The sequence below is a fragment of the Streptomyces sp. NBC_00637 genome (assembly GCF_045161545.1).
In the GTDB taxonomy this organism is placed as follows: Bacteria; Actinomycetota; Actinomycetes; order Streptomycetales; family Streptomycetaceae; genus Streptomyces.
Genome location: NZ_CP109046.1, coordinates 6,917,530 through 6,944,219 on the forward strand (window position 1 = coordinate 6,917,530; position 26,690 = coordinate 6,944,219).

General features: G+C 71.8%; 26 protein-coding genes. 20 read left to right on the forward strand and 6 right to left on the reverse strand.

Annotation, left to right across the window (positions count from 1 at the left end; all coding sequences use genetic code 11):
• Positions 1 to 6 precede the first annotated feature (6 nt).
• On the forward strand, positions 7 to 738 hold the full coding sequence (locus OG440_RS30400; RefSeq protein WP_406009961.1) for an SseB family protein: 732 nt from the start codon (positions 7 to 9) through the stop codon (positions 736 to 738).
• Between the two features lie 33 nt (positions 739 to 771).
• Here the strand turns inward: OG440_RS30400 and OG440_RS30405 are convergent, their stop codons facing one another.
• Positions 772 to 1,149: a DUF1844 domain-containing protein gene (locus OG440_RS30405; RefSeq protein WP_406009962.1), complete on the reverse strand. Its 378-nt coding sequence runs from the start codon at positions 1,147 to 1,149 to the stop codon at positions 772 to 774.
• A 394-nt stretch (positions 1,150 to 1,543) separates the two neighbouring features.
• Between OG440_RS30405 and infC the strand changes: the two genes are divergently transcribed.
• From infC to OG440_RS30450, 9 genes are all read left to right on the forward strand, one after another.
• A complete protein-coding gene (infC, locus tag OG440_RS30410; RefSeq protein WP_406011495.1) occupies positions 1,544 to 2,236 on the forward strand; it encodes a translation initiation factor IF-3 in 693 nt (230 codons plus the stop codon).
• Between the two features lie 106 nt (positions 2,237 to 2,342).
• Entirely contained in the window at positions 2,343 to 2,537 is a 195-nt protein-coding gene (rpmI, locus tag OG440_RS30415; RefSeq protein WP_003977225.1) for a 50S ribosomal protein L35, read from the forward strand.
• Between the two features lie 101 nt (positions 2,538 to 2,638).
• The gene (gene rplT, locus OG440_RS30420; protein ID WP_020132316.1) at positions 2,639 to 3,022 is read left to right on the forward strand and encodes a 50S ribosomal protein L20; all 384 of its coding nucleotides are present in this window, start codon (positions 2,639 to 2,641) and stop codon (positions 3,020 to 3,022) included.
• Positions 3,023 to 3,206: 184 nt separating this feature from the next.
• The gene (locus tag OG440_RS30425; RefSeq protein ID WP_406009963.1) at positions 3,207 to 4,067 is read left to right on the forward strand and encodes a TrmH family RNA methyltransferase; all 861 of its coding nucleotides are present in this window, start codon (positions 3,207 to 3,209) and stop codon (positions 4,065 to 4,067) included.
• A 53-nt stretch (positions 4,068 to 4,120) separates the two neighbouring features.
• Positions 4,121 to 5,260, forward strand: coding sequence for an ATP-binding protein (locus tag OG440_RS30430; protein WP_406009964.1), 1,140 nt, complete (start codon positions 4,121 to 4,123; stop codon positions 5,258 to 5,260).
• 150 nt (positions 5,261 to 5,410) lie between these two features.
• Positions 5,411 to 6,532 carry a phenylalanine--tRNA ligase subunit alpha gene (pheS, locus tag OG440_RS30435; RefSeq protein ID WP_028807257.1) on the forward strand — a complete coding sequence of 374 codons (1,122 nt, stop codon included), beginning with the start codon at positions 5,411 to 5,413 and terminating at the stop codon, positions 6,530 to 6,532.
• Entirely contained in the window at positions 6,532 to 9,054 is a 2,523-nt protein-coding gene (pheT, locus tag OG440_RS30440; RefSeq protein WP_406009965.1) for a phenylalanine--tRNA ligase subunit beta, read from the forward strand. The genes pheS and pheT overlap by 1 nt, the downstream gene beginning before the upstream one ends.
• 396 nt (positions 9,055 to 9,450) lie before the next feature.
• Complete coding sequence (locus OG440_RS30445) at positions 9,451 to 10,791, forward strand: transcriptional regulator (RefSeq protein ID WP_406009966.1); 1,341 nt, start codon at positions 9,451 to 9,453, stop codon at positions 10,789 to 10,791.
• A gap of 87 nt (positions 10,792 to 10,878) precedes the next feature.
• Complete coding sequence (locus OG440_RS30450; RefSeq protein WP_406009967.1) at positions 10,879 to 11,415, forward strand: NUDIX hydrolase; 537 nt, start codon at positions 10,879 to 10,881, stop codon at positions 11,413 to 11,415.
• A gap of 151 nt (positions 11,416 to 11,566) precedes the next feature.
• On the opposite strand, the gene OG440_RS30455 is transcribed toward OG440_RS30450, so the two are convergent.
• Positions 11,567 to 12,439: a 3-hydroxybutyryl-CoA dehydrogenase gene (locus OG440_RS30455; RefSeq protein ID WP_267020825.1), complete on the reverse strand. Its 873-nt coding sequence runs from the start codon at positions 12,437 to 12,439 to the stop codon at positions 11,567 to 11,569.
• Between the two features lie 182 nt (positions 12,440 to 12,621).
• On the opposite strand from OG440_RS30455, the gene OG440_RS30460 reads away from it, so the two are divergent.
• Positions 12,622 to 13,842 carry a glycoside hydrolase family 10 protein gene (locus OG440_RS30460; RefSeq protein ID WP_406009968.1) on the forward strand — a complete coding sequence of 407 codons (1,221 nt, stop codon included), beginning with the start codon at positions 12,622 to 12,624 and terminating at the stop codon, positions 13,840 to 13,842.
• A 10-nt stretch (positions 13,843 to 13,852) separates the two neighbouring features.
• Here the strand turns inward: OG440_RS30460 and OG440_RS30465 are convergent, their stop codons facing one another.
• The gene (locus tag OG440_RS30465) at positions 13,853 to 14,053 is read right to left on the reverse strand and encodes a DUF1918 domain-containing protein (protein WP_406009969.1); all 201 of its coding nucleotides are present in this window, start codon (positions 14,051 to 14,053) and stop codon (positions 13,853 to 13,855) included.
• A 48-nt stretch (positions 14,054 to 14,101) separates the two neighbouring features.
• Complete coding sequence (locus OG440_RS30470; RefSeq protein WP_406009970.1) at positions 14,102 to 15,124, reverse strand: DMT family transporter; 1,023 nt, start codon at positions 15,122 to 15,124, stop codon at positions 14,102 to 14,104.
• Between OG440_RS30470 and OG440_RS30475 the strand changes: the two genes are divergently transcribed.
• The 3 genes from OG440_RS30475 to OG440_RS30485 all read left to right on the forward strand — a co-directional run bounded on the left by OG440_RS30475 (position 15,123) and on the right by OG440_RS30485 (position 17,826).
• Positions 15,123 to 16,577 carry a PLP-dependent aminotransferase family protein gene (locus tag OG440_RS30475; RefSeq protein WP_406009971.1) on the forward strand — a complete coding sequence of 485 codons (1,455 nt, stop codon included), beginning with the start codon at positions 15,123 to 15,125 and terminating at the stop codon, positions 16,575 to 16,577. The genes OG440_RS30470 and OG440_RS30475 overlap by 2 nt on opposite strands.
• A 45-nt stretch (positions 16,578 to 16,622) precedes the next feature.
• On the forward strand, positions 16,623 to 17,075 hold the full coding sequence (locus OG440_RS30480) for a GNAT family N-acetyltransferase (RefSeq protein WP_406011496.1): 453 nt from the start codon (positions 16,623 to 16,625) through the stop codon (positions 17,073 to 17,075).
• Positions 17,076 to 17,232: 157 nt separating this feature from the next.
• On the forward strand, positions 17,233 to 17,826 hold the full coding sequence (locus tag OG440_RS30485; protein WP_406009972.1) for a histidine phosphatase family protein: 594 nt from the start codon (positions 17,233 to 17,235) through the stop codon (positions 17,824 to 17,826).
• Here OG440_RS30485 and OG440_RS30490 read toward each other — a convergent pair.
• The gene (locus OG440_RS30490) at positions 17,808 to 18,266 is read right to left on the reverse strand and encodes a DUF6314 family protein (RefSeq protein ID WP_406009973.1); all 459 of its coding nucleotides are present in this window, start codon (positions 18,264 to 18,266) and stop codon (positions 17,808 to 17,810) included. The two genes, OG440_RS30485 and OG440_RS30490, sit on opposite strands and share 19 nt — an antisense overlap.
• 158 nt (positions 18,267 to 18,424) lie before the next feature.
• Between OG440_RS30490 and OG440_RS30495 the strand changes: the two genes are divergently transcribed.
• A complete protein-coding gene (locus tag OG440_RS30495) occupies positions 18,425 to 20,914 on the forward strand; it encodes an alpha-L-arabinofuranosidase C-terminal domain-containing protein (protein ID WP_406009974.1) in 2,490 nt (829 codons plus the stop codon).
• An 81-nt stretch (positions 20,915 to 20,995) separates the two neighbouring features.
• Here the strand turns inward: OG440_RS30495 and OG440_RS30500 are convergent, their stop codons facing one another.
• Positions 20,996 to 21,667, reverse strand: coding sequence for a hypothetical protein (locus tag OG440_RS30500; protein ID WP_406009975.1), 672 nt, complete (start codon positions 21,665 to 21,667; stop codon positions 20,996 to 20,998).
• Between the two features lie 126 nt (positions 21,668 to 21,793).
• On the opposite strand from OG440_RS30500, the gene argC reads away from it, so the two are divergent.
• The 5 genes from argC to OG440_RS30525 are packed head-to-tail and all read left to right on the forward strand — an operon-like array spanning position 21,794 to position 26,668.
• Positions 21,794 to 22,822 carry an N-acetyl-gamma-glutamyl-phosphate reductase gene (argC, locus tag OG440_RS30505; protein WP_406009976.1) on the forward strand — a complete coding sequence of 343 codons (1,029 nt, stop codon included), beginning with the start codon at positions 21,794 to 21,796 and terminating at the stop codon, positions 22,820 to 22,822.
• Positions 22,819 to 23,970, forward strand: coding sequence for a bifunctional glutamate N-acetyltransferase/amino-acid acetyltransferase ArgJ (argJ, locus tag OG440_RS30510; RefSeq protein WP_406009977.1), 1,152 nt, complete (start codon positions 22,819 to 22,821; stop codon positions 23,968 to 23,970). The genes argC and argJ overlap by 4 nt, the downstream gene beginning before the upstream one ends.
• On the forward strand, positions 23,967 to 24,908 hold the full coding sequence (gene argB, locus OG440_RS30515) for an acetylglutamate kinase (RefSeq protein WP_406009978.1): 942 nt from the start codon (positions 23,967 to 23,969) through the stop codon (positions 24,906 to 24,908). The genes argJ and argB overlap by 4 nt, the downstream gene beginning before the upstream one ends.
• Positions 24,905 to 26,092 carry an acetylornithine transaminase gene (locus OG440_RS30520; protein ID WP_406009979.1) on the forward strand — a complete coding sequence of 396 codons (1,188 nt, stop codon included), beginning with the start codon at positions 24,905 to 24,907 and terminating at the stop codon, positions 26,090 to 26,092. The genes argB and OG440_RS30520 overlap by 4 nt, the downstream gene beginning before the upstream one ends.
• Before the next feature lie 30 nt (positions 26,093 to 26,122).
• Positions 26,123 to 26,668, forward strand: a complete 546-nt coding sequence (locus OG440_RS30525; protein ID WP_406009980.1) for an arginine repressor — start codon at positions 26,123 to 26,125, stop codon at positions 26,666 to 26,668.
• Positions 26,669 to 26,690: the final 22 nt, after the last annotated feature.

Genomic DNA, 26,690 nt, shown 5'->3' on the forward strand with positions numbered 1-26,690 from the left:
ACGACCGTGGCGAACAAGAACATTCCCGACTCCGGCTTCTCCGACGACGACGGCTCCGCCGACCCCCGGCTGAGCGCGGCGCTCGCCGCCTGGGCCGAGGACCGCACCGCCGTGGGCCCGGTCCTGGCGGCCCTCGAGGGCGCCCGGCTCCTGGTGCCCGTGGTGGCCGTCCTCGGCGAGGTGGAGGAGGACGAGAACGGACTGCGCCGCGAGAAGACCAGCGACATGGCCGTGCCCACGCTGAAGGCGGGCGCCCGCACCGCGCTGCCCGCCTTCACGTCCACGGACTCCCTCGCCCGCTGGGACCCCGAGGCCCGCCCGGTCGCCGTCCCCCTGCACCAGGCGCTCCAGGCCGCCGCCCACGAGAAGGCCGACACGGTCGTGCTCGACCTGGCCGGACCGGTGGCCTTCGAACTGACCGGACCGGCGCTGCTGGCGCTCGCCGAGGGCCGTACGTCCGCCGACCCGCTCGCCGATCCGGCGGTGCGCGCGGCGGTACGGGCCGCCGTGGCCGCCGAACCGGAGGTCGTCAGCGCCCACCTCGGCCCCGGGCAGGCGGACGGCACCCTCGCCCTCGTCCTCGACCCGGCCGCCGTCCCCGCCGAGGCCGCCCGCGCGGTGGCCGGGCGGCTCGCCGCCGACGAGACACTGAGGGCCCGCCTGGTGCGCGGTCTCGACCTGGCACTGCTGCCGGCCGGGACGACGCCTCCGGGCGAGCCCCTGTACGTGCGGAGCTGAACCGGCGCGGAGCCGGGTCGGCGGAAAGCGGGCTCAGCCGTAGATCGGGCCCGTGTACTTCTCGCCCGGTCCCTGGCCCCGCTCGTCCGGGACGATCGACGCCTCGCGGAACGCCAGCTGGAGCGACTTGAGGCCGTCGCGCAGCGGTGCCGCGTGGAAGGAGCTGATCTCGGTCGCGCTGCCGTCCAGCAGGCCGGCAAGGGCGTGGATCAGCTTGCGGGCCTCGTCGAGGTCCTTGTACTTGTCGCCCTCCTCGGTGAGCCCCAGCTTCACGGCGGCGGCGCTCATCAGGTTGACGGCGACCGTCACGATCACCTCGACGGCGGGGACCTCCGCGATGTCGCGGGTCATCTCGTCGAAGTCGGGGGTGCCGGGGGTCTCGGCGGAGCCGGCGGGGGAGGAGTCACTCATGCCCCACACGATAGGCGCAGGCCGGGCCGGTCTCCGTACCGAGGCTCGATTGGCCGTTCCTGGCGCGGGCTGCTAATCTCGTGTAACGACCGGTCGGACACGCGTGCCCCTCAGCAGGCGGATCCGGCCCACAAGTGGAGGCTCCGAACTCCCACCCGACTGTCCTCACGGACGGCGGGTCACCCCGGTCAGGCGGCCACCATCGTTCCGTACGGACGATGGAGTCGCCCGGTAGTGCGCCCCGCGTTCACGCGGCGGTGCTCCGGTAGTGCTTGGAGCCCCGCCTGTGATCGTTCGGGGCATTTTTTGTGCTTCGGCGTGGTTGAAGATCTCACAACCAAGACGTTACGCGGCCGTTCGCCAGACTGCCGCGTGGTGCTACCAAGGAGGATCCATCAGCGCCGAGCCCCGCATCAACGACCGGATTCGCGTTCCAGAGGTGCGACTTGTCGGTCCCAGTGGCGAGCAGGTGGGCATCGTCCCCCTGGCCAAGGCACTGGAGCTTGCCCAGGAGTACGACCTGGACCTGGTCGAGGTCGCGGCGACAGCCCGTCCGCCGGTCTGCAAGCTCATGGACTACGGGAAGTTCAAGTACGAGTCGGCCATGAAGGCCCGTGAGGCGCGCAAGAACCAGGCGCACACGGTCATCAAGGAGATGAAGCTCCGGCCGAAGATCGACCCGCACGACTACGACACCAAAAAGGGTCACGTCGTCCGGTTCCTCAAGCAGGGCGACAAGGTCAAGATCACGATCATGTTCCGCGGTCGTGAGCAGTCCCGGCCCGAGCTGGGCTACCGACTGCTCCAGCGTCTCGCGGAGGACGTCCAGGACCTCGGGTTCATCGAGTCGAACCCGAAGCAGGACGGCCGAAACATGATCATGGTTCTCGGTCCGCACAAGAAGAAGACCGAGGCGATGGCCGAGGCCCGCCAGGCGCAGGAAGCCCGTAAGGCCGAAGCGAAGGCCAACCCGGGCCGTTCGCAGAACGCCGCGGACGCCGATGCCGTCAACGCCGAGGGCGAGGCCGACGTCGTGTCCGCCGAGGCCGACGTCGAGGCCCCTGCCGAGGCTTCCGCCGAGGCGTGATCCGCGGGACGCGAGTCCCGAGGACTAACCGATACAAGAGACGTTCCACCGTGCCCGGTTTCACGACCGGGCATCGGAACGCCACCGACGAGGAGATAACGGCGCTATGCCGAAGAACAAGTCGCACAGCGGTGCCAGCAAGCGCTTCAAGATCACCGGCTCCGGCAAGGTGCTCCGTGAGCGCGCCGGCAAGCGCCACCTGCTCGAGCACAAGTCGTCCCGCGTGACGCGTCGCCTCACCGGCAACGCCGAGATGGCCCCGGGCGACGCCGCGAAGATCAAGAAGCTTCTCGGCAAGTGACGTCGGGCGCGCGTGACGCGCGCCTGATCTCAAGACCGGGACCCCATCGATTCCGGGTCGTGTGAGTTCACACCACGGCCCCGCTACAAGGAGTTAAACAAGTGGCACGCGTCAAGCGGGCAGTCAACGCCCACAAGAAGCGCCGGGCGATCCTCGAGGCGGCCTCCGGCTACCGCGGTCAGCGTTCGCGCCTGTACCGCAAGGCCAAGGAGCAGGTCACCCACTCGCTGGTCTACAACTACAACGACCGCAAGAAGCGCAAGGGCGACTTCCGGCGGCTGTGGATCCAGCGCATCAACGCCGCTGCCCGCGCCAACGGCATCACGTACAACCGCTTCATCCAGGGTCTGAACGCCGCGAACATCGAGGTCGACCGCAAGATCCTGGCCGAGCTGGCCGTGAACGACGCCACCGCGTTCGCCGCGCTGGTCGAGGTCGCGCAGAAGGCCCTCCCGGCGGACGTGAACGCGCCCAAGGCCGCGTGACGCCGCGCCGGCTCTGAGCCGACGTGACCGAAGGACCCGCAGGTCTCCGCCTGCGGGTCCTTCGCTGCTTGCCCGTTCCGCGGCGGTCGTTCGGGTGCGGGCCGTCGGTGGCCGGTCGCGCAGTTCCCCGCGCCCCCAGGGGGTCGCAGTCCCCCACGAGCAGAAGCGAAGGTGATCTCTCCCCATGTCCCCCGCCGGCCCCGAGCCGATCTCCTCCCGTTCGCCCCGTGTCTCGGCCGCCCGGCGGCTCGCCAGGCGGAACTTCCGGGGCAAGGAGCGGCTGTTCCTCGCGGAGGGGCCGCAGGCCGTGCGGGAGGCGGCCGCGCACCGGACCGGCGGAGAGGCGACCCTCGTGGAGCTGTTCGCCACCGCCGACGCGGCGGAGCGGTACGCCGACATCATCGGCGAGGCCCGCGCCGCGGGCGCCCGGGTGCACCTCGCCGACGAGCAGGTCATCGAGGACGTCTCCACCACCGTCACCCCGCAGGGGCTCGTCGGCGTCTGCCGGTTCCTGGACACGCCCTTCGCGGAGATCCTCGCCGCCCGGCCGAAGCTCGTCGCCGTACTGGCCCATGTCCGTGACCCCGGCAACGCCGGCACCGTCCTGCGGTGCGCGGACGCCGCGGGCGCCGACGCCGTCGTCCTGACCGACGCCTCCGTCGACCTCTACAACCCCAAGGCCGTCCGCGCCTCCGTGGGCTCCCTCTTCCACCTTCCGGTGGCGGTCGGGGTCCCCGTCGAGCAGGCCGTGGCCGGGCTGAAGGACGCCGGGGTACGGATCCTCGCCGCCGACGGCGCCGGGGACGACGACCTCGACGCCGAGCTCGACAACCGGACGATGGGCGGCCCCACGGCGTGGGTGTTCGGGAACGAGGCGTGGGGGCTCCCGCAGGAGACCCGGGACCTCGCGGACGCCGTCGTACGGGTTCCGATCCACGGGAAGGCCGAGAGCCTGAACCTCGCGACCGCCGCCGCCGTATGTCTCTATGCATCGGCCCGTGCACAGCGCGCCTCCGGAGGGTGCCGCTCCGTCACCGAGAGCTAGTAGGGTGACCAGCTCGGGGGCCCCTCAGTCGTCTGAGAGGTGGGGTACGGGGAATGAGCGTCGGCATGAGCGGTACACGGGATGCGCAGGCCGGTCCCGACGCCCCGGCACCCCGGCCGGCCGGTGACCCCACCGGCCTCGGCATCGACCCCGACGACCTGCCCGACGGGCTCGTGGTCGCCGACGAACACGGGCACGTCGTCTGCTTCAACGCCGCCGCCCAGCGCATCACCGCCGTCTCCGCCGCGGACGCCCTCGGGCAGCGGCTCGACAAGGCCCTGCCGCTGGAGGACCTCGAAGGCCGCCGCTGGTGGCAGCTGACCGACCCCTACGGCGGCCTCGCCATCCGGGTCGGCCAGCCCGAGCGCAACCTGCTGCTGCCGGGCGGACGCGAGGTGCTCGTCACGGTGCGGTACGTCCGCGGCGAGCCCACCGGACCGGTCCGCCGGGTCGTCGTCTCGATCCGCGACACCGAGGCCCGCCGCCGCACCGAACGCAGCCACGCCGAGTTGATCGCCACCGTCGCCCACGAGCTGCGCTCGCCGCTCACCTCGGTCAAGGGCTTCACCGCCACCCTGCTCGCGAAGTGGTCGCGGTTCACCGACGACCAGAAACGGCTGATGCTGGAGACCGTCGACGCCGACGCGGACCGGGTCACCCGCCTCATCGCCGAGCTGCTCGACATCTCGCGCATCGACTCGGGACGGCTGGAGCTGCGCCGCCAGCCCGTCGACATGGGCGCGGCCGTGGGGCGGCACATCCAGGCCTACGTCGCCGCCGGACAGCCCGCCGACCGTTTCCTGCTGCGTCTCGAACAGCCGCTGCCCGCGCTGTGGGCCGACCCCGACAAGGTCGACCAGGTGCTCAGCAACCTCCTCGAAAATGCGGTGCGCCACGGCGAGGGAACCGTCACCATTGACGTCACGCCCGCCGCGTCTCCCCGTGAGGGAGAGGACACCGGCACATCGGTCACCGTGAGCGACGAGGGCGCAGGCATCCCGGAGGAGTCCATGAACCGCGTGTTCACCCGCTTCTGGCGGGGCAGCAAGCGCGGCGGCACGGGACTCGGGCTGTACATCGTCAAGGGCATCGTCGAAGCCCACGGCGGCGTCATCACGGTCGGCCGCGCCCCCGGCGGCGGCGCCGAGTTCCGATTTACGTTGCCCGTGAGCCTCCCGGCCTATCTCACCTGAGAACCGGCCGGGCGGCCCGCGGGCCATGCGTGCACCTCCACCCCGTTAGACTCGGCCTTTGGCACCTTTGTGTCCCATGGACGGCCCTCTGACCTCTGCGTGAGTCGGTGACGGGGACCTTCAGCCAGCCAACCGGAAGCACGGGAAGAGATGTCGGCACCGAATAAGTCGTACGACCCTGTAGAGGTCGAGGCGTTGAAACCGGAAGAGATCGAGCGCATGCGGGACGGGGCGCTCGCCGCCTTCGCGGCAGCGGACTCCCTCGACGCGCTCCAGGAGGCCAAGGTCGCCCACACCGGCGGCACCTCCCCGCTCGCCCTGGCCAACCGCGAGATCGGCGCCCTGCCCCCGCACGCCAAGGCGGCCGCCGGGAAGCTGGTCGGCCAGGCCCGGGGCGCCGTGAACAAGGCCCTCGCCGCCCGCCAGGAGGAGCTGGAGGCGGAGCGCGACCAGCGCGTGCTGGTCGAGGAGGCGGTGGACGTCACACTGCCGTACGACCGCGAGCCGGCCGGCGCCCGCCACCCGCTCACCACCCTGTCGGAGCGCATCGAGGACGTCTTCGTGGCCATGGGCTACGAGGTCGCCGAGGGCCCGCAGGTCGAGGCCGAGTGGTTCAACTTCGACGCTCTCAACATCGGCCCGGACCATCCGGCCCGCGGCGAGGCCGACACGTTCTTCGTGCAGGGCCCGCAGGGCGGCACCGAGTCCGGTGTCGTGCTGCGCACCCACACCTCGCCGGTCCAGATCCGCTCGCTGCTCGGCCGTGAGCTGCCGGTGTACGTGATCTGCCCCGGCCGCGTCTACCGCACCGACGAGCTGGACGCGACGCACACCCCCGTCTTCCACCAGGTCGAGCTGCTGGCCGTGGACGAGGGCCTGACCATGGCCGACCTCAAGGGCACCCTGGACCACATGGTCCAGTCGCTGTTCGGCGAGGGCATGAAGACCCGGCTGCGGCCGAACTTCTTCCCCTTCACCGAGCCGTCCGCCGAGATGGACATGGTGTGCTACGTCTGCCGCGGCGAGTCCGTCGGCAACCCCGACCGCCCCTGCCGCACCTGCTCCAGCGAGGGCTGGATCGAGCTCGGCGGCTGCGGCATGGTCAACCCCAAGGTGCTGGCCGCCTGCGGCGTCGATCCCGAGAAGTACAGCGGGTTCGCCTTCGGGTTCGGCATCGAGCGGATGCTGATGTTCCGCCACAACGTCGAAGACATGCGAGACATGGTCGAGGGTGACGTCCGGTTCACCCGGCCGTTCGGGATGGAGATCTGATGCGGGTCCCGCTTTCCTGGCTGCGGGAGTACGTCGACCTGCCGGCCACCGAGACCGGCCGTGACGTGCAGGCCAAGCTCGTGTCGGCGGGCCTCGAGGTCGAGACCGTCGAGCCCCTCGGCGCCGACCTCAAGGGCCCGCTCGTGGTGGGCCAGGTGCTCACCATCGAGGAGCTCGAGGGCTTCAAGAAGCCGATCCGCTTCTGCACCGTCGACGTCGGCACGGCCAACGGCACCGGTGAGCCCCAGGAGATCGTCTGCGGCGCGCGCAACTTCGCCGTGGGCGACAAGGTCGTCGTGGTCCTCCCGGGCGCCGTCCTGCCGGGCAACTTCGCGATCGCCGCCCGCAAGACCTACGGCAAGACGTCCCACGGCATGATCTGCTCCGGCGACGAGCTGGGCATGGGCGACGATGGCAGCCACGGCATCATCGTGCTGCCGCCGGAGACCGAGGTCGGCAAGGACGCCATCGAGCTGCTCGAGCTCGTCGACGAGGTCCTGGACATCGCCGTCACCGCCAACCGCGGCGACTGCCTGTCCATCCGCGGTGTCGCCCGCGAGACCGCCATCGCCTACGGCCTGCCGCTGCGCGACCCGGCACTGATCGACGTACCGGCGCCGAACGCCTTCGGCTACCCGGTGCAGGTCTCCGAGCCGATGGGCTGCGACCGCTTCACCGCCCGCACCGTCACCGGGCTGAGCCCCGAGGTGCGCTCACCGATCTGGCTGAAGCGCCGGCTCCAGAAGGTCGGCATGCGCCCGATCTCGCTCGCCGTCGACATCACCAACTACGTGATGATGGAGGTCGGCCAGCCGCTGCACGCCTACGACCGTTCGCTGGTCCAGGGCACCATCGGCGTGCGCCGGGCCGAGGAGGGCGAGCGGATCGTCACCCTGGACGGGGTGACGCGCAAGCTGCACGCCGAGGACCTGGTCATCACCGACGACCGCGGTCCCATCGGCCTCGCCGGCGTGATGGGCGGCGCCAACACCGAGATCGCGGATCACGAGGCCGCCGAGAACGGGGGCGCCTCGACGACCGACGTGGTCATCGAGGCCGCCCACTTCAACGCGGTGTCGATCGCGCGTACGGCTCGCAGGCACAAGCTGTCCTCCGAGGCGTCCAGGCGCTTCGAGCGCGGTGTCGACCCGCAGGCGGCCGCGGCCGCCGCGCAGCGCACGGTCGACCTGCTGGTCCTGCTCGCGGGCGGTACGGCCGACGCCGGCGTCACGGAGATCATCGCCCCGTCCGCCCCGCACACGATCAGCGTCCCGGCGAACCACCCGGACAAGGTCGCGGGCGTGGAGTACGGCCGGGAGACCGTCGTCCGCCGCCTCCAGGAGATCGGCTGCGACGTGTACGGGCAGGACGAGCTGATCGTCACCGTCCCGTCCTGGCGGCCCGACCTCGCCGAGGTCAACGACCTGGCGGAGGAGGTCATCCGGCTGGAGGGCTACGAGAGCCTGCCCTCCACGCTGCCCAAGCCGCCCTCGGGCCGCGGTCTCACCCACCGCCAGCGCCTGCACCGCCGCGTCGGCCGCGCCCTGGCCGGCTCCGGCTATGTCGAGGCGCCGAACTACCCCTTCATCGCCGAGCAGGTCTTCGACCAGCTGGGCCTGGAGGCCGACGACCCGGCCCGCCGTGTCGTCCGGCTGACGAACCCGCTCAACGACGAGGAGCCCGCGCTCCGTACGTCGCTGCTGCCGGGTCTGCTGGCCGCCCTGCGCCGCAACGACGGCCGGGGCTCGCACGACCTGGCGCTCTTCGAGACCGGGCTGGTGTTCCTCCCGCAGGAGGAGCAGCGCGTCGCCGGGCACCTGCCCGTCGACCGCCGCCCCACCGAGGAGGAGATCGCCGCGCTGGACGCCGTGCTGCCCGCGCAGCCGCGTCATGTCGCCGTCGTCCTCGCGGGCGCCCGCGAGCAGGCCGGCTGGTGGGGCAGGGGCCGTCCGGCGGACTGGGCCGACGCCGTCGAGGCGGCGCGTGCCGTCGCCCGTGAGGCGGGGGCCGAACTGGTCGTCCGCAGCGGGCAGTACGGGCCGTGGCACCCGGGCCGGTGCGCCGAGCTGCTGGTCGTCGTCGACGGCGCCGAGCGCGTCGTGGGCCATGCCGGTGAGCTGCACCCGCGGGTGCTGAAGGCACTCGGGCTGCCCTCGCGCACCTCGGCGATGGAGCTGGACCTGGACGTGCTGGAGCAGGTCGGCGACGACACGCCCCAGGCGCCGAGCATCTCGACGTTCCCGGTGGCCACGCAGGACGTCGCCCTCGTCGTCGACAGGTTCGTCCCGCACGCCGATGTCGAGGCCGCGCTGCGCGACGGCGCGGGTGAACTGCTGGAGGGCATCCGGCTGTTCGACGTGTACGAGAACGCGGAGCAGCTCGGCGAGGGGCGCAAGTCGCTCGCGTACGCGTTGCGCTTCCGCGCGGGCGACCGGACGCTGACCGTCGACGAGGCGTCGGCCGCGAGGGATGCGGCGGTTGCCCTGGCGGGCGAGCGGACGGGAGCGGTGCTCCGAGGCTGACGCGCCGGTCGCGTTCCGCGCAGCCCCCGCATCCCCAGGATGCGGGGGCTGCGTTGTCGTAGGCCGGGCTGCGGACCGGATGTGGGTCGGCCGCGGGTGCGTCGTGGCCGGTCGCGCAGTTCTCCGCGCCGCGGGAGTGCGGGGGCTGCGCCCCCTGCACCCGTGCACCCGCAGCCGACGCGCCGGCCTTCGCCGGGTGGGGCGGAGCGCATCGCCGGACCGCCGCTTTATGAGGGGGAGCCGACGGCCCGGCGAACCTCTTGCGAGGCATTCCAGTCAACCGACCGGAAACGCTCCGCGACAGCGCGCGCACCCTGCGAACGCGCGTACTCGGTTCACACCCCGTGTGCGGACGGACCCACTAGTCTGACGGCACCGAGGCACCGGGGGGCAACCATGCAGCCCAACACTCTGCTCGACGCGATCCTGGACGAGGCGGGCGTCTCGCACGCGGGTCTCGCCGCCCACGTCAACCAGGCCGGACGGGCCCGCGGGCTCGCGCTGCGGTACGAGCACACGGCGGTGGCCCGGTGGCTGAAGGGCCAGCGGCCGCGCGGCCAGGTGCCCGACCTGATCTGCGAGGTGCTCGCGGGGCGGCTGCACCGGCCGGTCACCCTCGACGACATCGGCCTCGGCGTGCCGGGTGAACCGGCGGGCCCGCACGGCACCTCGCTCTCCGGCTTCGTCGAGCGGGCCACCGCCCTGTGGCGCTCCGACGAGCAGCAGCGCCCGCACCTGCTGGGGGCGCCCGCCGTCACCGGCACGCCGGCCGTGATGCCGGTGTGGGAGTGGGAGAACCCGCCGGAGGACGTCGACGTCTCCCGGGGCGGCCGCCATCGTGTCACCTCGGCCGACATCGAGATGCTGCGGGCCGCCCGCGCCCACTACGAGCAGATGTACCGCAAGGCGGGCGGCATCGCGACCCGCAGCCGTATCGTCGGCTTCCTCAACGCGGAGGCGACGCCGCTGCTGCGCGGCAGCTACACCGACGAGACGGGCCGTCAACTGCACCGGGCCACCGGCGGGTTGGTCGCGGTCGCCGGGATCTGCGCGTACGACTCGGACGCGCACGGTCTGGCCCAGCGCTACTTCCACCAGGCGCTGCGCCTGGCAAAGGCCAGCGGGGACCGGGGACTTGGGGCCTACGTCATAGCGCTCCTCGTCAACCAGTCCCTGTTCATGCGGGAGTACCGGCAGGCCGTCGCTTTCGCGGAGGCGGCGCTGCGGGCGGCGGGCCGGCAGATCACGCCCGCTCTCTCCTCCGACCTGTACGCGATGCAGGCCAAGGCGTACGCCCACCTCGGCGACGGCACGAGCGCCCTGTCGTGCATCCGGCGCGCAGAGACCGCCGCCGACCACATCCGGCGCGGACGCGAGCCCGACGAGACCGGTTATGTCCAACCGGGCCTGGTCAACGTCCAGGTGGCGGAGGCGCTGCTCAGCCTCGGCGACCTCACCGCCGCCGCCGAGCACGCCGCGGCCGCCGTCGACACCCCGGCGCACGACCGGGGGCGGGTGCACCGGCTCGCCATGCTCAGCACGATCGAACTGCGCCAGGGCAACACCGACAAGGCGGTGGTCGCCGCGGTGCAGATGGCCGAACAGGCCCGGGGTATGGAGTCCCAGCGCCTGCGCGACAGGCTCCGGGCGGTGCGCGAACACCTGGTGCGCAGCGGCTGCGCGGGCACGGCCGAGGCCGCCGAACTCATCGACGGGGCACTGCGCGTACCGCTGTAGGCGAGGCGGAGCGGGGTATCCGGTCACCGACACCGACACAGTTCCTGCTGCGATATTGCCACTCACTCGACGGAAGGTGGCAGAACCGTGCAGTGGACGAAACAGAACGAACAAACTGTGTATGAAAACCGCTGGTTCAGCGTCAACCTGGCAGATGTGGAGCTGCCCGACGGCCGGCACCTGGACCACTTCCTCATACGGCTGAGGCCGGTCGCGGTGGCGACGGTCGTGAACCGGGCCAACGAGGTACTCCTGCTGTGGCGCCACCGCTTCATCACCGACAGCTGGGGCTGGGAACTCGCGGCGGGAGTCGTGGAGGACGGCGAGGACATCCCCCACGCGGCCGCCAGGGAGCTCGAGGAGGAGACCGGCTGGCGGCCGGGGCCGCTGCGCCACCTGATGAGCGTGGAGCCGTCCAACGGGCTCACCGACGCCGTCCATCACATCTACTGGTCGGAGCACGGCGAGTACGTGGGACACCCGGTGGACGACTTCGAGTCCGACCGCCGGGAGTGGGTCCCCCTCAAGGTCGTTCCCGACCTGGTCGCCCGGGGGGAGGTCCCGGCCGCCAACATGGCGGCCGCCCTGATGCTGCTGCACCACCTCAGGCCCGCCGAGGGCTAGCCGAGGCGAGCCGGGGGCGGGCCGTGGCCTGGTGGGCCGGCGCCGCCAGACCGTGGCGACCGGACCGTGGCGACCAGTGCTCCCGGGGCGGTGCATGCCGTGGGCCCGGCACTCCGAGGAGTGCCGGGCCCGTACGGAACACGAGGGGTGATCAGTACGCGTAGAAGCCCGAGCCGGTCTTGCGGCCCAGCCGGCCCGCGTCCACCATGCGCTGGAGCAGCGGGGGAGCGGCGTACAGCGGCTCCTTGTACTCGTCGTACATGCTCTGCGCCACCGAGGCGACGGTGTCCAGGCCGATCAGGTCGGACAGCTTCAGCGGGCCCATCGGGTGGGCGCAGCCCATCTCCATGCCGTTGTCGATGTCCTCGCGGCTGGCGATGCCGGTCTCGAACATCCGGATCGCGGAGAGCAGGTAGGGGATCAGCAGCGCGTTGACGACGAAGCCGGACCGGTCCTGGGCACGGATGGCGTGCTTGCCCAGCAGCTTCTCGGCGAACAGCTGGGCCCGGCTGAGGGTGCCCTCGGAGGTGGTCAGCGCCGGGATCAGCTCGACGAGCTGCTGCACCGGAGCCGGGTTGAAGAAGTGGATGCCGACGACGTGGTCGGGCCGCGAGGTGGCGACCGCGAGCTTCACCAGCGGGATGGAGGAGGTGTTGGAGGCGAGGATCGCGTCCGGACGGGTCACGACCTGGTCGAGGACCTGGAAGATCTCGGTCTTGACCTGCTCGTTCTCGACGACGGCCTCGATGACCAGGTCCCGGTCCGCGAACTCGCCGAGGTCGGTGGTGAAGCTGAGGCGCGCGAGCGTGGCGTCCCGCTCCTCCTCGGAGATCTTGCCGCGCTCGGCGGCCTTGGCCAGGGAGTTCAACAGCCGGGTACGGCCGATCTCCAGGGCCTCGCCGGTGGTCTCGGCGACCTTGACGTCGAGACCGGCGCGGGCGCAGACCTCTGCGATACCCGCTCCCATCTGGCCGCAGCCCACCACTCCGACCCGTGAGAGATCTCCCGCTGGGGTGCCCGTCACATCAGTCCCTTTCGCCGCGATGACTCAGATGGCAGGTGCAGGTCCGCCGGGTTCCGGCCGCCCTGCTCCGATCGTGCACGTTACTAGCAAGTATCGATGATCGATCGTCGGGGTGGAGGCATGCTGGAGCGCGAAACGATCCGTGACCGAGCGGATCCGCAGAGTGTGTGGGGATGTGTGCGATGGGTCGACTGACCCGGCGGGCGTTCGCGCTGGCAGCGCTGTCGGCGTTCACCACGACGGGCGCGTCCGCCGCTCCCGCGAGACAACGGCGGACGGCGACCGAGATGCGGGGGATGTGGCTGGCGACCGTGACCAACCGGGACTGGCCGTCCCGCCCCGGCCTGTCCGCCGCCGCGCAGCGCGCCGAACTGATCGCCATGCTCGACCTGGCGGTGAGCCGGCGGCTCAACACGGTGATCTTCCAGGTGCGGCCCTCGGCGGACGCGCTCTGGCCTTCCCCGTACGAGCCCTGGTCGCAGGTCCTCACCGGCACCCAGGGCAGGTCGCCGGGCTGGGATCCGCTGGGCACGGCCGTCACGGAGGCGCATGCGCGGGGACTCCAGCTGCACGCCTGGTTCAACCCCTACCGGGTGGCGACCCACGACGACCCTTCGAAGCTCGTGGCTTCCCACCCGGCGCGCAGGCACCCGAAGTGGGTGGTGTCGTTCGGCGGGAAGCTCTACTACAACCCGGGCCTGCCCGAGGTCCGCGCCTTCGTCCAGGACGCGATCCTCGACGCCGTGAGGAAGTACCCCCTGGACGCCGTGCACTTCGACGACTACTTCTATCCGTACCCGGTGGCCGGCCAGACCTTCGACGACGGGTCCGCGTACGACACCCACGGCGGCGCCTTCCCCAGCCGGGCGGCCTGGCGGCGCGACAACGTGGACCAGCTGGTGCTGGAGACGGCCGCCCGGATCAAGGCGGTACGGCCCGGCACCCAGTTCGGGATCAGCCCGTTCGGGGTGTGGCGCAACGCCTCCACCGACTCGCGGGGTTCGGACACCCGGGCGCTCCAGTCGTACGACGACATCCACGCGGACACCCGCAAGTGGGTGCGGGAGGGCTGGATCGACTACGTCGTGCCGCAGCTCTACTGGAACATCGGGCTCTCGGCCGCCGACTACGCCAAGCTCGTGCCCTGGTGGGCGGAGGTGGCGAAGGGCAGCCGCACCCGCCTCTACCTCGGCGAGGCGCTGTACCGGGCGGGCGACCCGGCGCAGCCCGCGGCCTGGCAGGACCCGGCCGAACTCTCGGACCACCTCGAGCTGGCCGCCGCCCACCCCCAGGTGCGCGGGCATGTCTTCTTCGCCGCCAAGGACGTGCGGACCGACCGGATCGGGGCGATGGCGCGGGTGGTAGCCGACCACTACCGGCAGCCGGCGGAACCCCCGCGCTGATATCGCCGATCTATCGCTGTTCCTCGGCCGTCCTGTGACGGATCTCGGTGTCGGGGCCGGGCGAGCACACGCCCACATGCCCGTCCGTGAAGCGGACGCGGTACGGGGGATTTCCTCCCTGGCCCATGACTTCGACGATCTCGCCGACCTTGTCGTGCTGGCCGACCACCCTGCCGTGCTGGACGAACTGGTCGCCCTCGGTTGCGCGCATCTGCGGGGCCTCCTCACCGGGTGCGGAGCGACGGTACGTCTGCCGTGACTAGCCGCGCGCCCGCTGTGTGACGGCGATGCAGACGAGCACGGCGGCGGCCGTCAGCGGCGCGGCGGGCGTGAGGTGCTCGCCCAGCAGCAGCACCGACCACACCAGTGTGAGCAGGGGCTGGGCCAACTGCAACTGGCTGGCCTTCGGAATGCCGATGACCGCCATGCCCCGGTACCAGACGACCAGGCCGAGGAACTGCGAGCCCGCCGCGACCCACAGCAGCCCGGCCACGCTGTGCGCGGTCAGGCGGGCGGGTTCATGGGCCAGCGCGAGCGCGGCGCCGGCCGCCGTGAGCGGCAGGCAGAACACCAGCGCCCAGCCGATGACCTGCCAGCCCGGCATGACCCGGGCCAGCCGGCCGCCCTCGGTGTAGCCGGCCGCGCACACCAGCAACGCCCCGAAGAGATAGAGATCGGCCGTGGTCAGGGCGCCGCCGCTCTGCTGCACGGTGAAGGCCACCACCGCGGCGGCACCCGCCAGCGCGGCCGCCCAGAAGGTGCGGGAGGGGCGGGTCCCCATGCGCAGGGCGGACAGCAGCGCGGTCGTCAGCGGAAGCAGGCCGACCACCACGGCGGCGTGCGCGGTGGTGGACGTCCGCAGCGCGAGCGTGGTGAGCAGCGGAAAGCCGACGACGACCCCGGCGGCCACGACGGCGAGTCCCGCCCAGTGCCGCCGGGCGGGCGGCGGCACGCGCAGGGCCAGCAGGCACCCGCCCGCGATGAGCGCGGCGAGGACGCTGCGCACGGCCACCAGCGACCAGGGGCCGAACCCCTCCAGGCCCCAGGCGGTCGCGGGGAAGGTCAGGGAGAAGGCGACGACACCGAGGGCGGCCAGCAGGGTGCCGAGGCCGCTCGCCTCCGGGGCGCCGACGCCGGCGCCGGCAGGGGAGTCGGTGGGGAGGGCGCCGGCGTCCCTGGCGGGGGTGCCGGCCGGAACGCCGGCCGACGCATCGGCCGACCGATCGGCCGCGGTGTCGACCGCTATCCCCGGCTGCTCGATAGCGCTACTGTGTGTCTTCATGCAAGAGCGTAGCAGTGTGGGTGAGCTGGCGGATCAGCTACGGCGAGAGCTCGACCGCTACTCGCCCGGTGGAAAGCTCCCGTCGAGCCGTGCCCTCGTCGAACGGTTCAGGGTGAGCCCGGTGACCGTCTCGCGGGCACTGGCACAGCTCTCCGCCGAAGGACTGGTGGTCACCCGGCCCGGCGCGGGCGCCTTCCGGGCCCGGCCCTCGCGCGTGACCGCCGCTCCCGCGGGCGACACGTCCTGGCAGGAGGTCGCGCTGAGCGCGGACGGCGCCGCCGACCTCGTCCCGCGCTCGGTGGACGCCTCCGGTGTCACCGTCTCGCTGGCCGCCCCGCCACCCGGCGTGACCGAGTTCAACGGCGGCTATCTGCATCCCTCGCTGCAGCCGGAACGGGCGATGGCCGCGGCGCTGGCCCGGGCCGGGCGGCGGCCGGGAGCCTGGGGTCGGCCGCCCATGGAGGGCCTGCCCGAGCTGCGCGAGTGGTTCGCGCGGACCATCGGCGGTTCCGTCACCGGGGCCGAGGTGCTCGTCAGCGCGGGAGGCCAGACCTCGCTCACCACCGCCCTGCGCGCCCTCGCCCCGCCCGGGGCGCCGGTGCTCGTCGAGTCGCCGACCTATCCGGGCATGCTCGCCATCGCCAGGGCGGCGGGACTGCGCCCCGTACCGGTCCCGGTCGACCCTGACGGGGTCAGGCCCGAGCTGCTCGCCGACGCGTTCCGGGCGACCGGCGCCCGGGTCTTCGTCTGCCAGCCGCTGTTCCAGAACCCGACCGGCGCCGTCCTCGCGCCCGACCGGCGCGCGCAGGTGCTGCGCATCGCGCGCGAGGCGGGCGCCTTCGTCGTCGAGGACGACTTCGTGCGGCGCCTCGCGCACGAGGACGCCGGGCCGCTGCCGCGCCCGCTGGTCGCCGACGACCCCGACGGCGTCGTCGTGCACGTCGGCTCCCTGACCAAGGCGACCTCGCCGAGCTTCCGGGTCAGCGCGCTGGTCGCCCGCGGTCCGGTCCTGGAACGCCTGCGCGCCATCCAGGTAGTCGACACCTTCTTCGTGCCCCGCCCGCTCCAGGAAGCGGCCCTCGAACTCGTCGGCTCGCCCGCCTGGCCACGCCATCTGCGCTCCATCGCCGCCGGGTTGCGGCTCAGGCGGGACGCGATGACCACCGCGCTGCGGTCGCGGCTGCCCGAACTGGCCCTCCCGCACGTCCCGTCCGGCGGCTACCACCTGTGGCTGCGGCTGCCCGACGGCGGTGACGAAGGCGCGTTCACGGCGGCCGCCCTGCGCGCGGGCGTCGCCCTCACCCCCGGCCGTCCCTACTTCAGCGCCGAACCCCCGGCCGCCCACGTGCGGTTGAGCTTCGCCGCCGTCGCCGGGACGGAGGAGATCGCGGAGGGGGTGCGGCGGCTGCGGACGGCGTGCGACGAGGTGTTCCCCACAAACCGGTCGACATGACGAACGGCGTCCTGTGAGGATCCGGCCATGAACACCAAGGACGCCGTGAACGCCACTCCGCCCCTCGCCGAGGGCTACGAGATCTCCGCCGATCCGGCCCGCGTGGACGTCGAGCGGGTGCACCGGTGGCTGTCCACGGACGCGTACTGGGCAATGGGCCGCGAACGGGACCGGCAGGAGCGGGCGATCGCCGGTTCGCTGAACTTCGGCGTCTACGACACGGCGTCGGGGGAGCAGGTCGCCTACGCGCGGGTCGTGACCGACCTCGCGGAGTTCGCCTGGCTGTGCGACGTGTACGTGGACCGGGCGGCGCGCGGCAAGGGCCTCGGGACCGCTCTCGTCGCCGCCGTCCGCGACCACCTGCGGTCGCACGGGCTGCGCCGCATCCTGCTCGCCACCCACGACGCGCACGGCGTCTACGGACAGGTCGGCTTCGAGGCGCTGGAGAAGCCGGACCAATGGATGGCGCTGATCTTCGAAAGGCCCGGGACGGCCTGAGCGCGACGGCCCGGCGGACGGTGTGAACGGGTGCACAACGGGCGGGGAGCGGTTTTCTGGCGACTTGTCCGGCAGGTCCTGACGCACCGGTAAGTTTTCTTGCGGCCGTCGGCCAACGCCTCTTGACCTGCGCACTTACGCGGCTCACCATCACCGCATGCCACTTCGGGTCACGTTCGTCGCCGCCGCTCGCAGCTCCTCGCTGCTCGCGGAACGCTTCGAGGACGACCGGCCGCTGGACCAGGACGGCTGGGCTGAGGTGTTGCAGGTGGCCGACGCTCTGCTGCCGCTCGCGGCCGCCGAGCTGCGCTACTGCTCACCGACCCCGCGCAGCCGTGCCACCGGGGACGCGCTCGGCTACGCCCCGCTGGTACAGCTCGCGCTACGGGACTGCGACATGGGCCGCTGGCGAGGCTTCACGCTGGGCGAGGCGATGGCCCGCGAGCCGGAGGCGGTGGACGCCTGGCTCTCCGATCCGCTCGCCACCCCGCACGGCGGCGAGTCGCTGTTCGCGTTCATCACCAGGGTCGCCGGCTGGCTCGACACCCGGCCGGTGGGTGACGGCGGCCGTATCGTCGCCGTCGCCGAGCCGAGCGTGATCCGCGCGGCCCTGGTGTACGCGCTGAAGGCGCCGCCCGCGACGTACTGGAACATCGACGTGCGCCCCCTGTCGACGACGACCGTCACCGGCCGGGCGGGTCGCTGGAACCTTCGACTGGAAGGGGCCTCGGCTCAGCCCAGTCGTGCGTAGTCGGTGGTGAGCAGCAGGTCCTTGGCGGGGCCCGCCACCCGCCATACCGTCCGCCAGTGGTGCGCCTCCCGGACGGTGAACTCACCCCGGTAGAGGTCGGCGGAGCAGGGGTGGTCGGCGATGTGCCGCCCGGTCCTCAGGTCCAGGTCGTGGAAGGGGCGGCCGTCGGCGAACCGTACGTCCGCCGTGCCGGCTACCGGCCCCGGCAGAAAGCGCAGGGTGCGCTCGGCGGGCCGGGGGACCCCGAGCCAGACGAACGTGCCGGACTCCTGATGCAGCAGCCCGCCGTGGGGCAGCCCGTCCTCGGCCATGGCGCCGAACACGGTGACCCCCTCGAAGCGGCCCTCGCCGCCGCTCGCCCGGTCCCGCACCGACCGCCGCACCCGCCAGCTCCCCGCCAGATACGCCAGTACGTCCGGCACTGGCCGGAACTCGCCCATGCGGTGCCGCCCTTCGTCACATCCGTCGTCGTAGGCCCCATTGACGCGCCTCGGCCTCCTCCCTATCTTGCCGTTCGAAGTGCTGATCGACGTCCGATATTTCGACCAACCGGCATTCCCTGACAGACAACTCGCATCACTGAGCCGCGGAGTCATCCATGTCACGCAGCACCACCCGCACCCGCTGGAGACTGGGCCTCGCCACCACCGCCCTGCTCACGGCCACCGCCGTCGTCCCCGCCCCGGCGCACGCCGAGGCGGTGACCGACTACGCCATCACCGTCGATCCCGCCGCCAAGGGTGCGAAGATCGACGACACGATGTACGGCGTCTTCTTCGAGGACATCAACCGGGCGGCCGACGGCGGTCTGTACGCCGAACTCGTGCAGAACCGCTCCTTCGAGTACTCCACCGTCGACAACCGGTCGTACACGCCGCTGACCTCCTGGACGGTCGACGGGACCGCGCAGGTCCTGGACGACGCCGGCCGTCTCAACGAGCGCAACCGCAACTACCTCTCCCTGGGCGCCGGTTCGACCGTGACCAACGCCGGCTACAACACCGGTGTCCGGGTCGAGCAGGGCAAGAAGTACGACTTCTCGGTGTGGGCCCGCGCCGAGAGCGGCAGCACGCTCACCGTGAGCCTCCAGGACGCCGAGGGCGCGCTGGCCACCGCCCGCGAGGTCGCCGTGCGCAAGGGCGGCTGGGCCCGGTACCGGGCCACCTTCACCGCCACCCGTACCAGCGACGACGGCCGCCTGTCGGTGGGCTCCTCGGCCGCGGCCGCCCTCGACATGGTGTCCCTGTTCCCGCGCGACACGTACAAGAACGAGCCCAACGGTCTGCGCAAGGACCTCGCCGAGAAGATCGCCGCCCTCGACCCGGGCTTCGTGCGCTTCCCCGGCGGCTGCCTGGTCAACACCGGCTCCATGCAGGACTACAGCGAGGCCTCCGGCTTTCAGCGCGCCCGCTCCTACCAGTGGAAGGACACCGTCGGTCCGGTCGAGGAGCGCGCCACCAACTCCAACTTCTGGGGCTACAACCAGAGTTACGGACTCGGCTACTACGAGTACTTCCGCTTCGCCGAGGACGTCGGCGCGATGCCGCTGCCCGTCGTGCCGGCCCTGGTGACCGGCTGCGGCCAGAACAAGGCCGTCGTCGACGACGCCCTGCTGAAGCGCCACATCCAGGACACCCTGGACCTCATCGAGTTCGCCAACGGCCCGGTCACCTCCACCTGGGGCAGGAAACGCGCGCAGATGGGCCATCCCAAGCCCTTCCACCTGACCCACCTCGAGGTCGGCAACGAGGAGAACCTGCCCGCCGAGTTCTTCGCCCGCTTCGAGCAGTTTCGCACCGCCATCGCGGCGAAGTACCCGGACATCACCGTCATCTCCAACTCCGGCCCCGACGACTCGGGTTCGACCTTCGACACGGCCTGGCAGCTCAACCGGGACGCGGACGTCGCGATGGTCGACGAGCACTACTACAACAGCCCGCAGTGGTTCCTCCAGAACAACGACCGCTACGACTCCTACGACCGCAGCGGCCCCAAGGTCTTCCTCGGCGAATACGCCTCCCAGGGCAACGCCTTCAAGAACGGCCTCGCCGAAGCGGCCTACATGACCGGTCTGGAGCGCAACGCGGACGTCGTCAAACTCGCCTCCTACGCACCGCTGTTCGCGAACGAGGACTACGTGCAGTGGAGCCCGGACATGGTGTGGTTCAACAACCACGCCTCCTGGAACTCGGCCAACTACGAGGTCCAGAAGCTGTTCATGACGAACGTGGGCGACCGGGTGGTGCCGTCGACGGCCACCGGCACCCCCTCCCTCCAGGGCCCCATCACCGGCGCCGTCGGCCTGTCGACCTGGGCCACCGCTGCGGCGTACGACGACGTGAAGGTGACCGGCGCGGACGGCGGCACGCTGCTGAGCGACGACTTCTCCGGCGACGCCTCGCGGTGGACGCACACGGGCGGCGGCAGCTGGTCGCTCCAGGACGGTGGTTACGTGCAGACCGACACCGCCGCCGAGAACACCATGGTCTCGGCCGGTGACACCGGCTGGCACGACTACGACCTGCACGTGAAGGCCACCAAGAAGTCCGGCAAGGAGGGCTTCCTGGTCGCCTTCGGCGTCAAGGACACCGGCAACTACTACTGGTGGAACCTCGGCGGCTGGAACAACACCCAGTCCGCCGTCGAGCAGGCCGTCGACGGCGGCAAGTCGACGCTGATCTCCAAGGCCGGCTCCGTCGAGACGGGCCGCGCCTACGACATCGACGTCAAGGTGCGGGGCCGCCAGGTCACCCTCTACCTCGACGGCCAGGAGTGGGGCAGCTTCACCGACGACAAGCCGGCCGAGCCGTTCCGCCAGGTCGTCACCAGGGACAAGAAGACCGGCGACCTGATCGTCAAGGTCGTCAACGCCCAGGCCGCGGACGCGCGTACGGCGATCGACCTCGGTGGTGCCAAGGTCGCGTCCAAGGCGAAGGTGACCACGCTGACGGCCGCGCCGGACGCGGTCAACACCGAGACCGGGACCCCGGTGGCGCCGGTGACCTCCACCTTCACGGGGGTCGCGGACGAGTTCACCTACACCTTCCCGGCGAACTCGGTCACGTTCCTGCGGATCAGGCAGCGGTAGCGGATCCCGGCGGGCGTGGGCGGCCGCGGCCCACGCCCGCCGGGCGTCCCACTCTCCTCGGACGCTCGGACGCTCGGACGCTCAGACGCCCTTGCGCCGGAACCAGCCGGGCCTGGCCGGCGGCAGGTGGGGCAGCCCGGGCGACGGCGGCTGCGGGGCGGCCGGGCCGCCGAACGACGGCAGGGCCTTGAAACGGTCGTCGAAGGTGATCGTGGGCGTGATCCGGTGCAGGGCGGCCCGTACGAGAGTGAGCGGGTGCTCGGGGAACCGCGCGTCCCACCGCTCGTCGTCGCCGACGTGGGACGGCAGCCCGCCCGGCTGTCCTTCGGTGTGGGGGTGGGGCCGGAAGTACGCGGCGGGGCCCACCTCCGCCATGATCACGGCCTCCCGCATTCCGGTGGTCGCGCCTCCGGCGGCCTGCACCTTCACGACGGTGCTGGATCCGGCCCTGGGTACGGTCCAGGAGCCGAGGAACGCCTGCCCGGGCCGGCTGCCCAGCGGCATCTTGACCAGCTGGCGGACCGCCGGGACGCCGTCCACGGAGCCGGGCGCGGCCTCGATCAGCCCGCCACCGGCCCCGGCCACGAGCTGTGCGAGCCCTGCCGCGAGCCGCTGTGGCTCGTGCAGCGCGGCGGGCAGGTCCGGGATCAGCGGGAAGAAGTGGACCGACAGGACGAGTCCCGCCGCGTCGGTCCACACCCCCGGCTCACGCTCGGTGAAGCCGGTCAGGTCAAGGCCGGTTATCGGTGTCATGGCGATCACCGGGCCGAGGTTACGCAGCCACACGGCCTGGGCAAAGATCGCTGCGGGGCCGGCCCCGGCATGGATTGCATAAACGTGCATGGAAACGTATAGTCATGCCATCCAGGAGGAGGAGTCATGGTGGTACGTGCGGCGGTGGCCGGAGCGAGCGGGTACGCGGGCGGAGAGCTGCTGCGCCTGCTCCTGACGCACCCCGGGATCGAGATCGGCGCCCTGACCGGCAATTCCAACGCGGGTCAGCGGCTGGGCGCGCTCCAGCCGCACCTGCTGCCGCTGGCCGACCGGATCCTCCAGGAGACCACCCCCGAAGTCCTCGCCGGCCACGACGTCGTCTTTCTCGCCCTGCCGCACGGCCAGTCCGCCGCCGTCGCCGAGCAGCTCGGCCCGGAGGTCCTCGTCGTCGACATGGGAGCCGACTTCCGGCTCACGGACGCGGCCGACTGGGAGCGGTTCTACGGCTCCGCGCACGCCGGGACCTGGCCCTACGGCCTCCCCGAACTGCCCGGCGGCCGTGCCGCGCTGGAGGGGTCCAAGCGCATCGCGGTCCCCGGCTGCTATCCCACGGCGGTCTCGCTCGCGCTGTTCCCGGCGTACGCGGCGGGGCTGGCCGAGCGGGAGGCCGTGATCGTCGCCGCCTCCGGCACCTCGGGAGCCGGCAAGTCGCCCAAGACCCACCTGCTGGGCTCCGAGGTCATGGGCTCCGTCTCCCCGTACGGCGTCGGCGGCGTCCACCGGCACACACCCGAGATGATCCAGAACCTGAGCGCGGCGGCGGGGGAGCCGGTCGCCGTCTCCTTCACGCCCACCCTCGTACCGATGTCCCGCGGCATCCTCGCCACGTGCAGCGCCAAGGCGAAGCCCGGCGTCAGCGCCGACTCCGTCCGCGCCGCCTACGAGAAGGCCTTCGCCGACGAGCCCTTCGTGCACCTGCTGCCCGAGGGACAGTGGCCCGCCACAGCGTCCGTCCACGGTTCCAACGCCGTTCAGGTGCAGGTCGCGTACGACGAGGCCGTGGGACGCATCATCGCCATCAGCGCCATCGACAACCTGACCAAGGGCACCGCGGGCGGCGCCCTCCAGAGCATGAACATCGCCCTCGGGCTCGACGAGACCACCGGGCTTTCCACGATCGGAGTCGCACCGTGAGCGTCACGGCAGCCAAGGGATTCACGGCGGCGGGCATCGCCGCCGGGATCAAACAGAACGGCAACCCGGACCTGGCCCTCGTGGTCAACAACGGGCCCCGTCTGTCCGCCGCGGGCGTCTTCACCTCCAACCGTGTGAAGGCCGCGCCGGTTCTCTGGTCCGAGCAGGTCCTCAAGAGCGGCGAGCTGGCCGCCGTCGTCCTCAACTCCGGCGGCGCCAACGCCTGTACGGGACCGAAGGGCTTCCAGGACACCCACGCGACCGCCGAGAAGGCCGCCGAGGTGCTGGGTCTCGGCGCGGGCCAGGTGGCCGTCGCCTCCACCGGCCTCATCGGCGTCCTGCTCCCGATGGACAAGCTGCTGCCGGGGGTCGAGGCAGCCGCCGGGCAGCTCTCCGAGCACGGCGGCGAGAAGGCCGCCATCGCCATCAAGACCACCGACACCGTCCACAAGACCTCGGTCGTCGCCAAGGACGGCTGGACCGTCGGCGGCATGGCCAAGGGCGCGGGCATGCTCGCCCCCGGCCTCGCCACCATGCTGGTCGTCCTCACCACCGACGCCGACCTCGACGCCGAGACCCTGGACCGGGCGCTGCGCGCCGCGACCAAGGTCACCTTCGACCGTGTCGACTCCGACGGCTGCATGTCGACCAACGACACCGTGCTGCTGCTGGCCTCCGGGGCCTCCGCGGTCACCCCGCCGTACGAGGAGTTCGCCGACGCGGTACGGGCCGTCTGCGACGACCTCGGCCAGCAGCTGATCCGGGACGCCGAGGGCGCCGGCAAGGACATCAGGATCGAGGTCGTCAACGCCGCGAGCGAGGACGACGCCGTCGAGGTGGGCCGCTCCATCGCCCGCAACAACCTCCTCAAGTGCGCGATCCACGGCGAGGACCCCAACTGGGGCCGGGTGCTCTCCGCGATCGGCACGACCGGCGCCGTCTTCGAGCCCGACCGGCTCAACGTCGCGATCAACGGCGTCTGGGTCTGCAAGAACGGCGGCGTCGGGGAGGACCGAGAGAAGGTCGACATGCGCTACCGCGAGGTGCACATCGTCGCCGACCTCGCCGCCGGCTCCGAGACGGCCACCATCTGGACCAACGACCTCACCGCAGACTACGTCCACGAGAACAGCGCGTACTCGTCGTGAGCACTACCCGCAAGCACACCGCCCTGCCCAAGGCCCAGATCCTCATCGAGGCGCTGCCCTGGCTGACCCGGCACAACGGCAGGACCGTCGTCATCAAGTTCGGCGGCAACGCCATGATCGACGAGGACCTGAAGGCCGCCTTCGCCCAGGACGTCGTCTTCCTCAGGCACGCCGGCCTCCATGTCGTCGTCGTGCACGGCGGCGGCCCGCAGATCAGCGCCGCCCTCGACAGGCACGGCATCGTCAGCGAGTTCAAGGCCGGCCTGCGGGTCACCACCGAGGACGCCATGGACGTCGTACGGATGGTGCTCGCCGGGCAGGTCCAGCGCGAGCTGGTCGGGCTGCTGAACCAGCACGGGCCGCTCGCCGTCGGGTTGACCGGCGAGGACGCGCACACCATCACCGCCGTCAAGCACCGGCCCGAGATCGACGGCGAGTTGGTCGACATCGGGCGGGTCGGCGAGATCACCGCGATCGACACGGGCGCCATCGAGGCGCTGCTCGCCGACGGCCGCATCCCGGTCGTCTCCTCGATCGCCCGCTCCGAGGACGACGGACATGTCTACAACGTCAATGCTGATACGGCGGCTGCGGCACTCGCTGCGGCACTGGGCGCCGAGACCCTCATGGTCCTCACGGACGTCGAGGGCCTCTACGAGGACTGGCCCGACAGCGACGAGGTGATCAGCCGCCTCACCGCGTCCCAGCTCGAGAAGCTGCTGCCGGAGCTGAGCTCCGGGATGGTCCCGAAGATGGAGGGCTGTCTGCACGCCGTACGCAACGGCGTGAACACCGCCCGCGTCATCGACGGGCGGGTCCAGCACTCGATCCTGCTGGAGATCTTCACCGACGAGGGCATCGGCACGATGGTCGTGCCCGACGAGAAGCCGCACGCAGAGCCGGCCGCACAGCCGGACGCACAGGGGGAGCCGTCATGAGCAACGAGGAACTGACCGCGCGGTGGCAGGGCGCGCTCATGAACAACTACGGCACCCCGCTGCTGCCCCTCGTGCGCGGCGCGGGCAGCCGGGTCTGGGACGCCGACGGCAAGGAGTACCTCGACTTCGTCGGCGGCATCGCGGTCAACGCGCTCGGCCACGCCCACCCGGCCGTCGTCGAGGCCGTCAGCCGGCAGATCGGCTCCCTCGGCCACATCTCCAACTTCTTCATGGCCGAGCCCACCGTCACGCTCGCCGAACGGCTGCTCCAGCACTTCGGCCGGGACGGACGGGTCTTCTTCTGCAACTCCGGCGCCGAGGCCAACGAGGCCGCCTTCAAGATCGGCCGGCTGACCGGGCGCACCCACGTCGTCGCCACCGAGGGCGCCTTCCACGGCCGGACCATGGGCGCCCTCGCGCTCACCGGCCAGCCCGCCAAGCGGGACCCCTTCCTGCCCCTGCCCGGCGACGTCACCCATGTGCCGTTCGGCGACGCGCAGGCGCTGGCCGCCGCGGTCACCGAGGAGACGGCGCTCGTCGTCCTCGAGCCGATCCAGGGCGAACTGGGTGTCGTGGTGCCGCCCGCCGGCTACCTCAAGGCCGCCCGCGCGATCACCGCCGCGACCGGCGCGCTGCTGGTCCTCGACGAGGTGCAGACCGGCGTCGGCCGGACCGGGCACTGGTTCGAGTACCAGGCTCACGAGGGCGTCCTGCCGGATGTCGTGACGCTGGCCAAGGGTCTCGGCGGCGGACTGCCGCTGGGCGCGACGATCGCCTTCGGGCGGGCCGCCGAGCTGCTCCGGCCCGGCCACCACGGCACCACCTTCGGCGGCAACCCCGTCGCCTGCGCCGCCGGACTCGCCGTTCTCGACACCATCGAGAACGAGGGACTGCTGGACAACGTCAAGCGGCAGAGCGAGAAGCTGCGGACCGGAATCGAGGCTACGGGCCACCCGTTGATCGATTATGTCCGGGGCGCGGGCCTGCTCCTGGGTATCGTGCTCACCGAGCCCCGCGCGCCCCAGGTGCGGAAGGCGGCTCAGGAGGCCGGATTCCTGGTGAACGTACCCGCCCCCGACGTCGTCCGGCTGATGCCGCCGCTGAACCTCGGCGACGACGAGGCGGAGGCGTTCCTCGGGGCGCTGCCCGGCATCCTCGACGCAGCCGCGGCGAGCGGAGAGTGACGATCCGGAGAACCGGAGAATGAGACGACGATGAGTCACGCGCAGGACCATGAGCAGCCGGGCGCGGGCGGGCCCGCCGTGCCGCAGACCCGCACCGCGCGTCACCGCCGGATCGTGGACATCCTCAACCGGCAACCGGTGCGGTCGCAGAGCCAGCTGGCGAAGCTGTTGGCCGACGACGGGCTCAGCGTCACCCAGGCGACGCTGTCGCGGGACCTGGACGAGCTGAACGCGGTGAAGATCCGCAACAACGACGGCGACCTGATCTACGCGGTGCCCAGTGAGGGGGGTTTCCGGACCCCACGGGTACCGCTGGGGGAGTCGGCGAAGGAGGAGCGGATGCGGCGGCTGTCGCAGGAGCTGCTGATCTCCGCGGAGGCGTCCGCCAATCTCGTGGTGCTGCGCACCCCGCCCGGCGCGGCCCAGTTCCTCGCCTCGGCGATCGACCAGGCCGAGCTCCAGGACATCCTCGGCACCATCGCGGGCGACGACACCCTGCTGCTGATCAGCCGGGAGCCGACGGGCGGACAGGCGCTGGCCGATCACCTGCTCCGGCTGGCCCAGAACGGGCACTAGCGGCTGGCGCCGAGCCCGAACG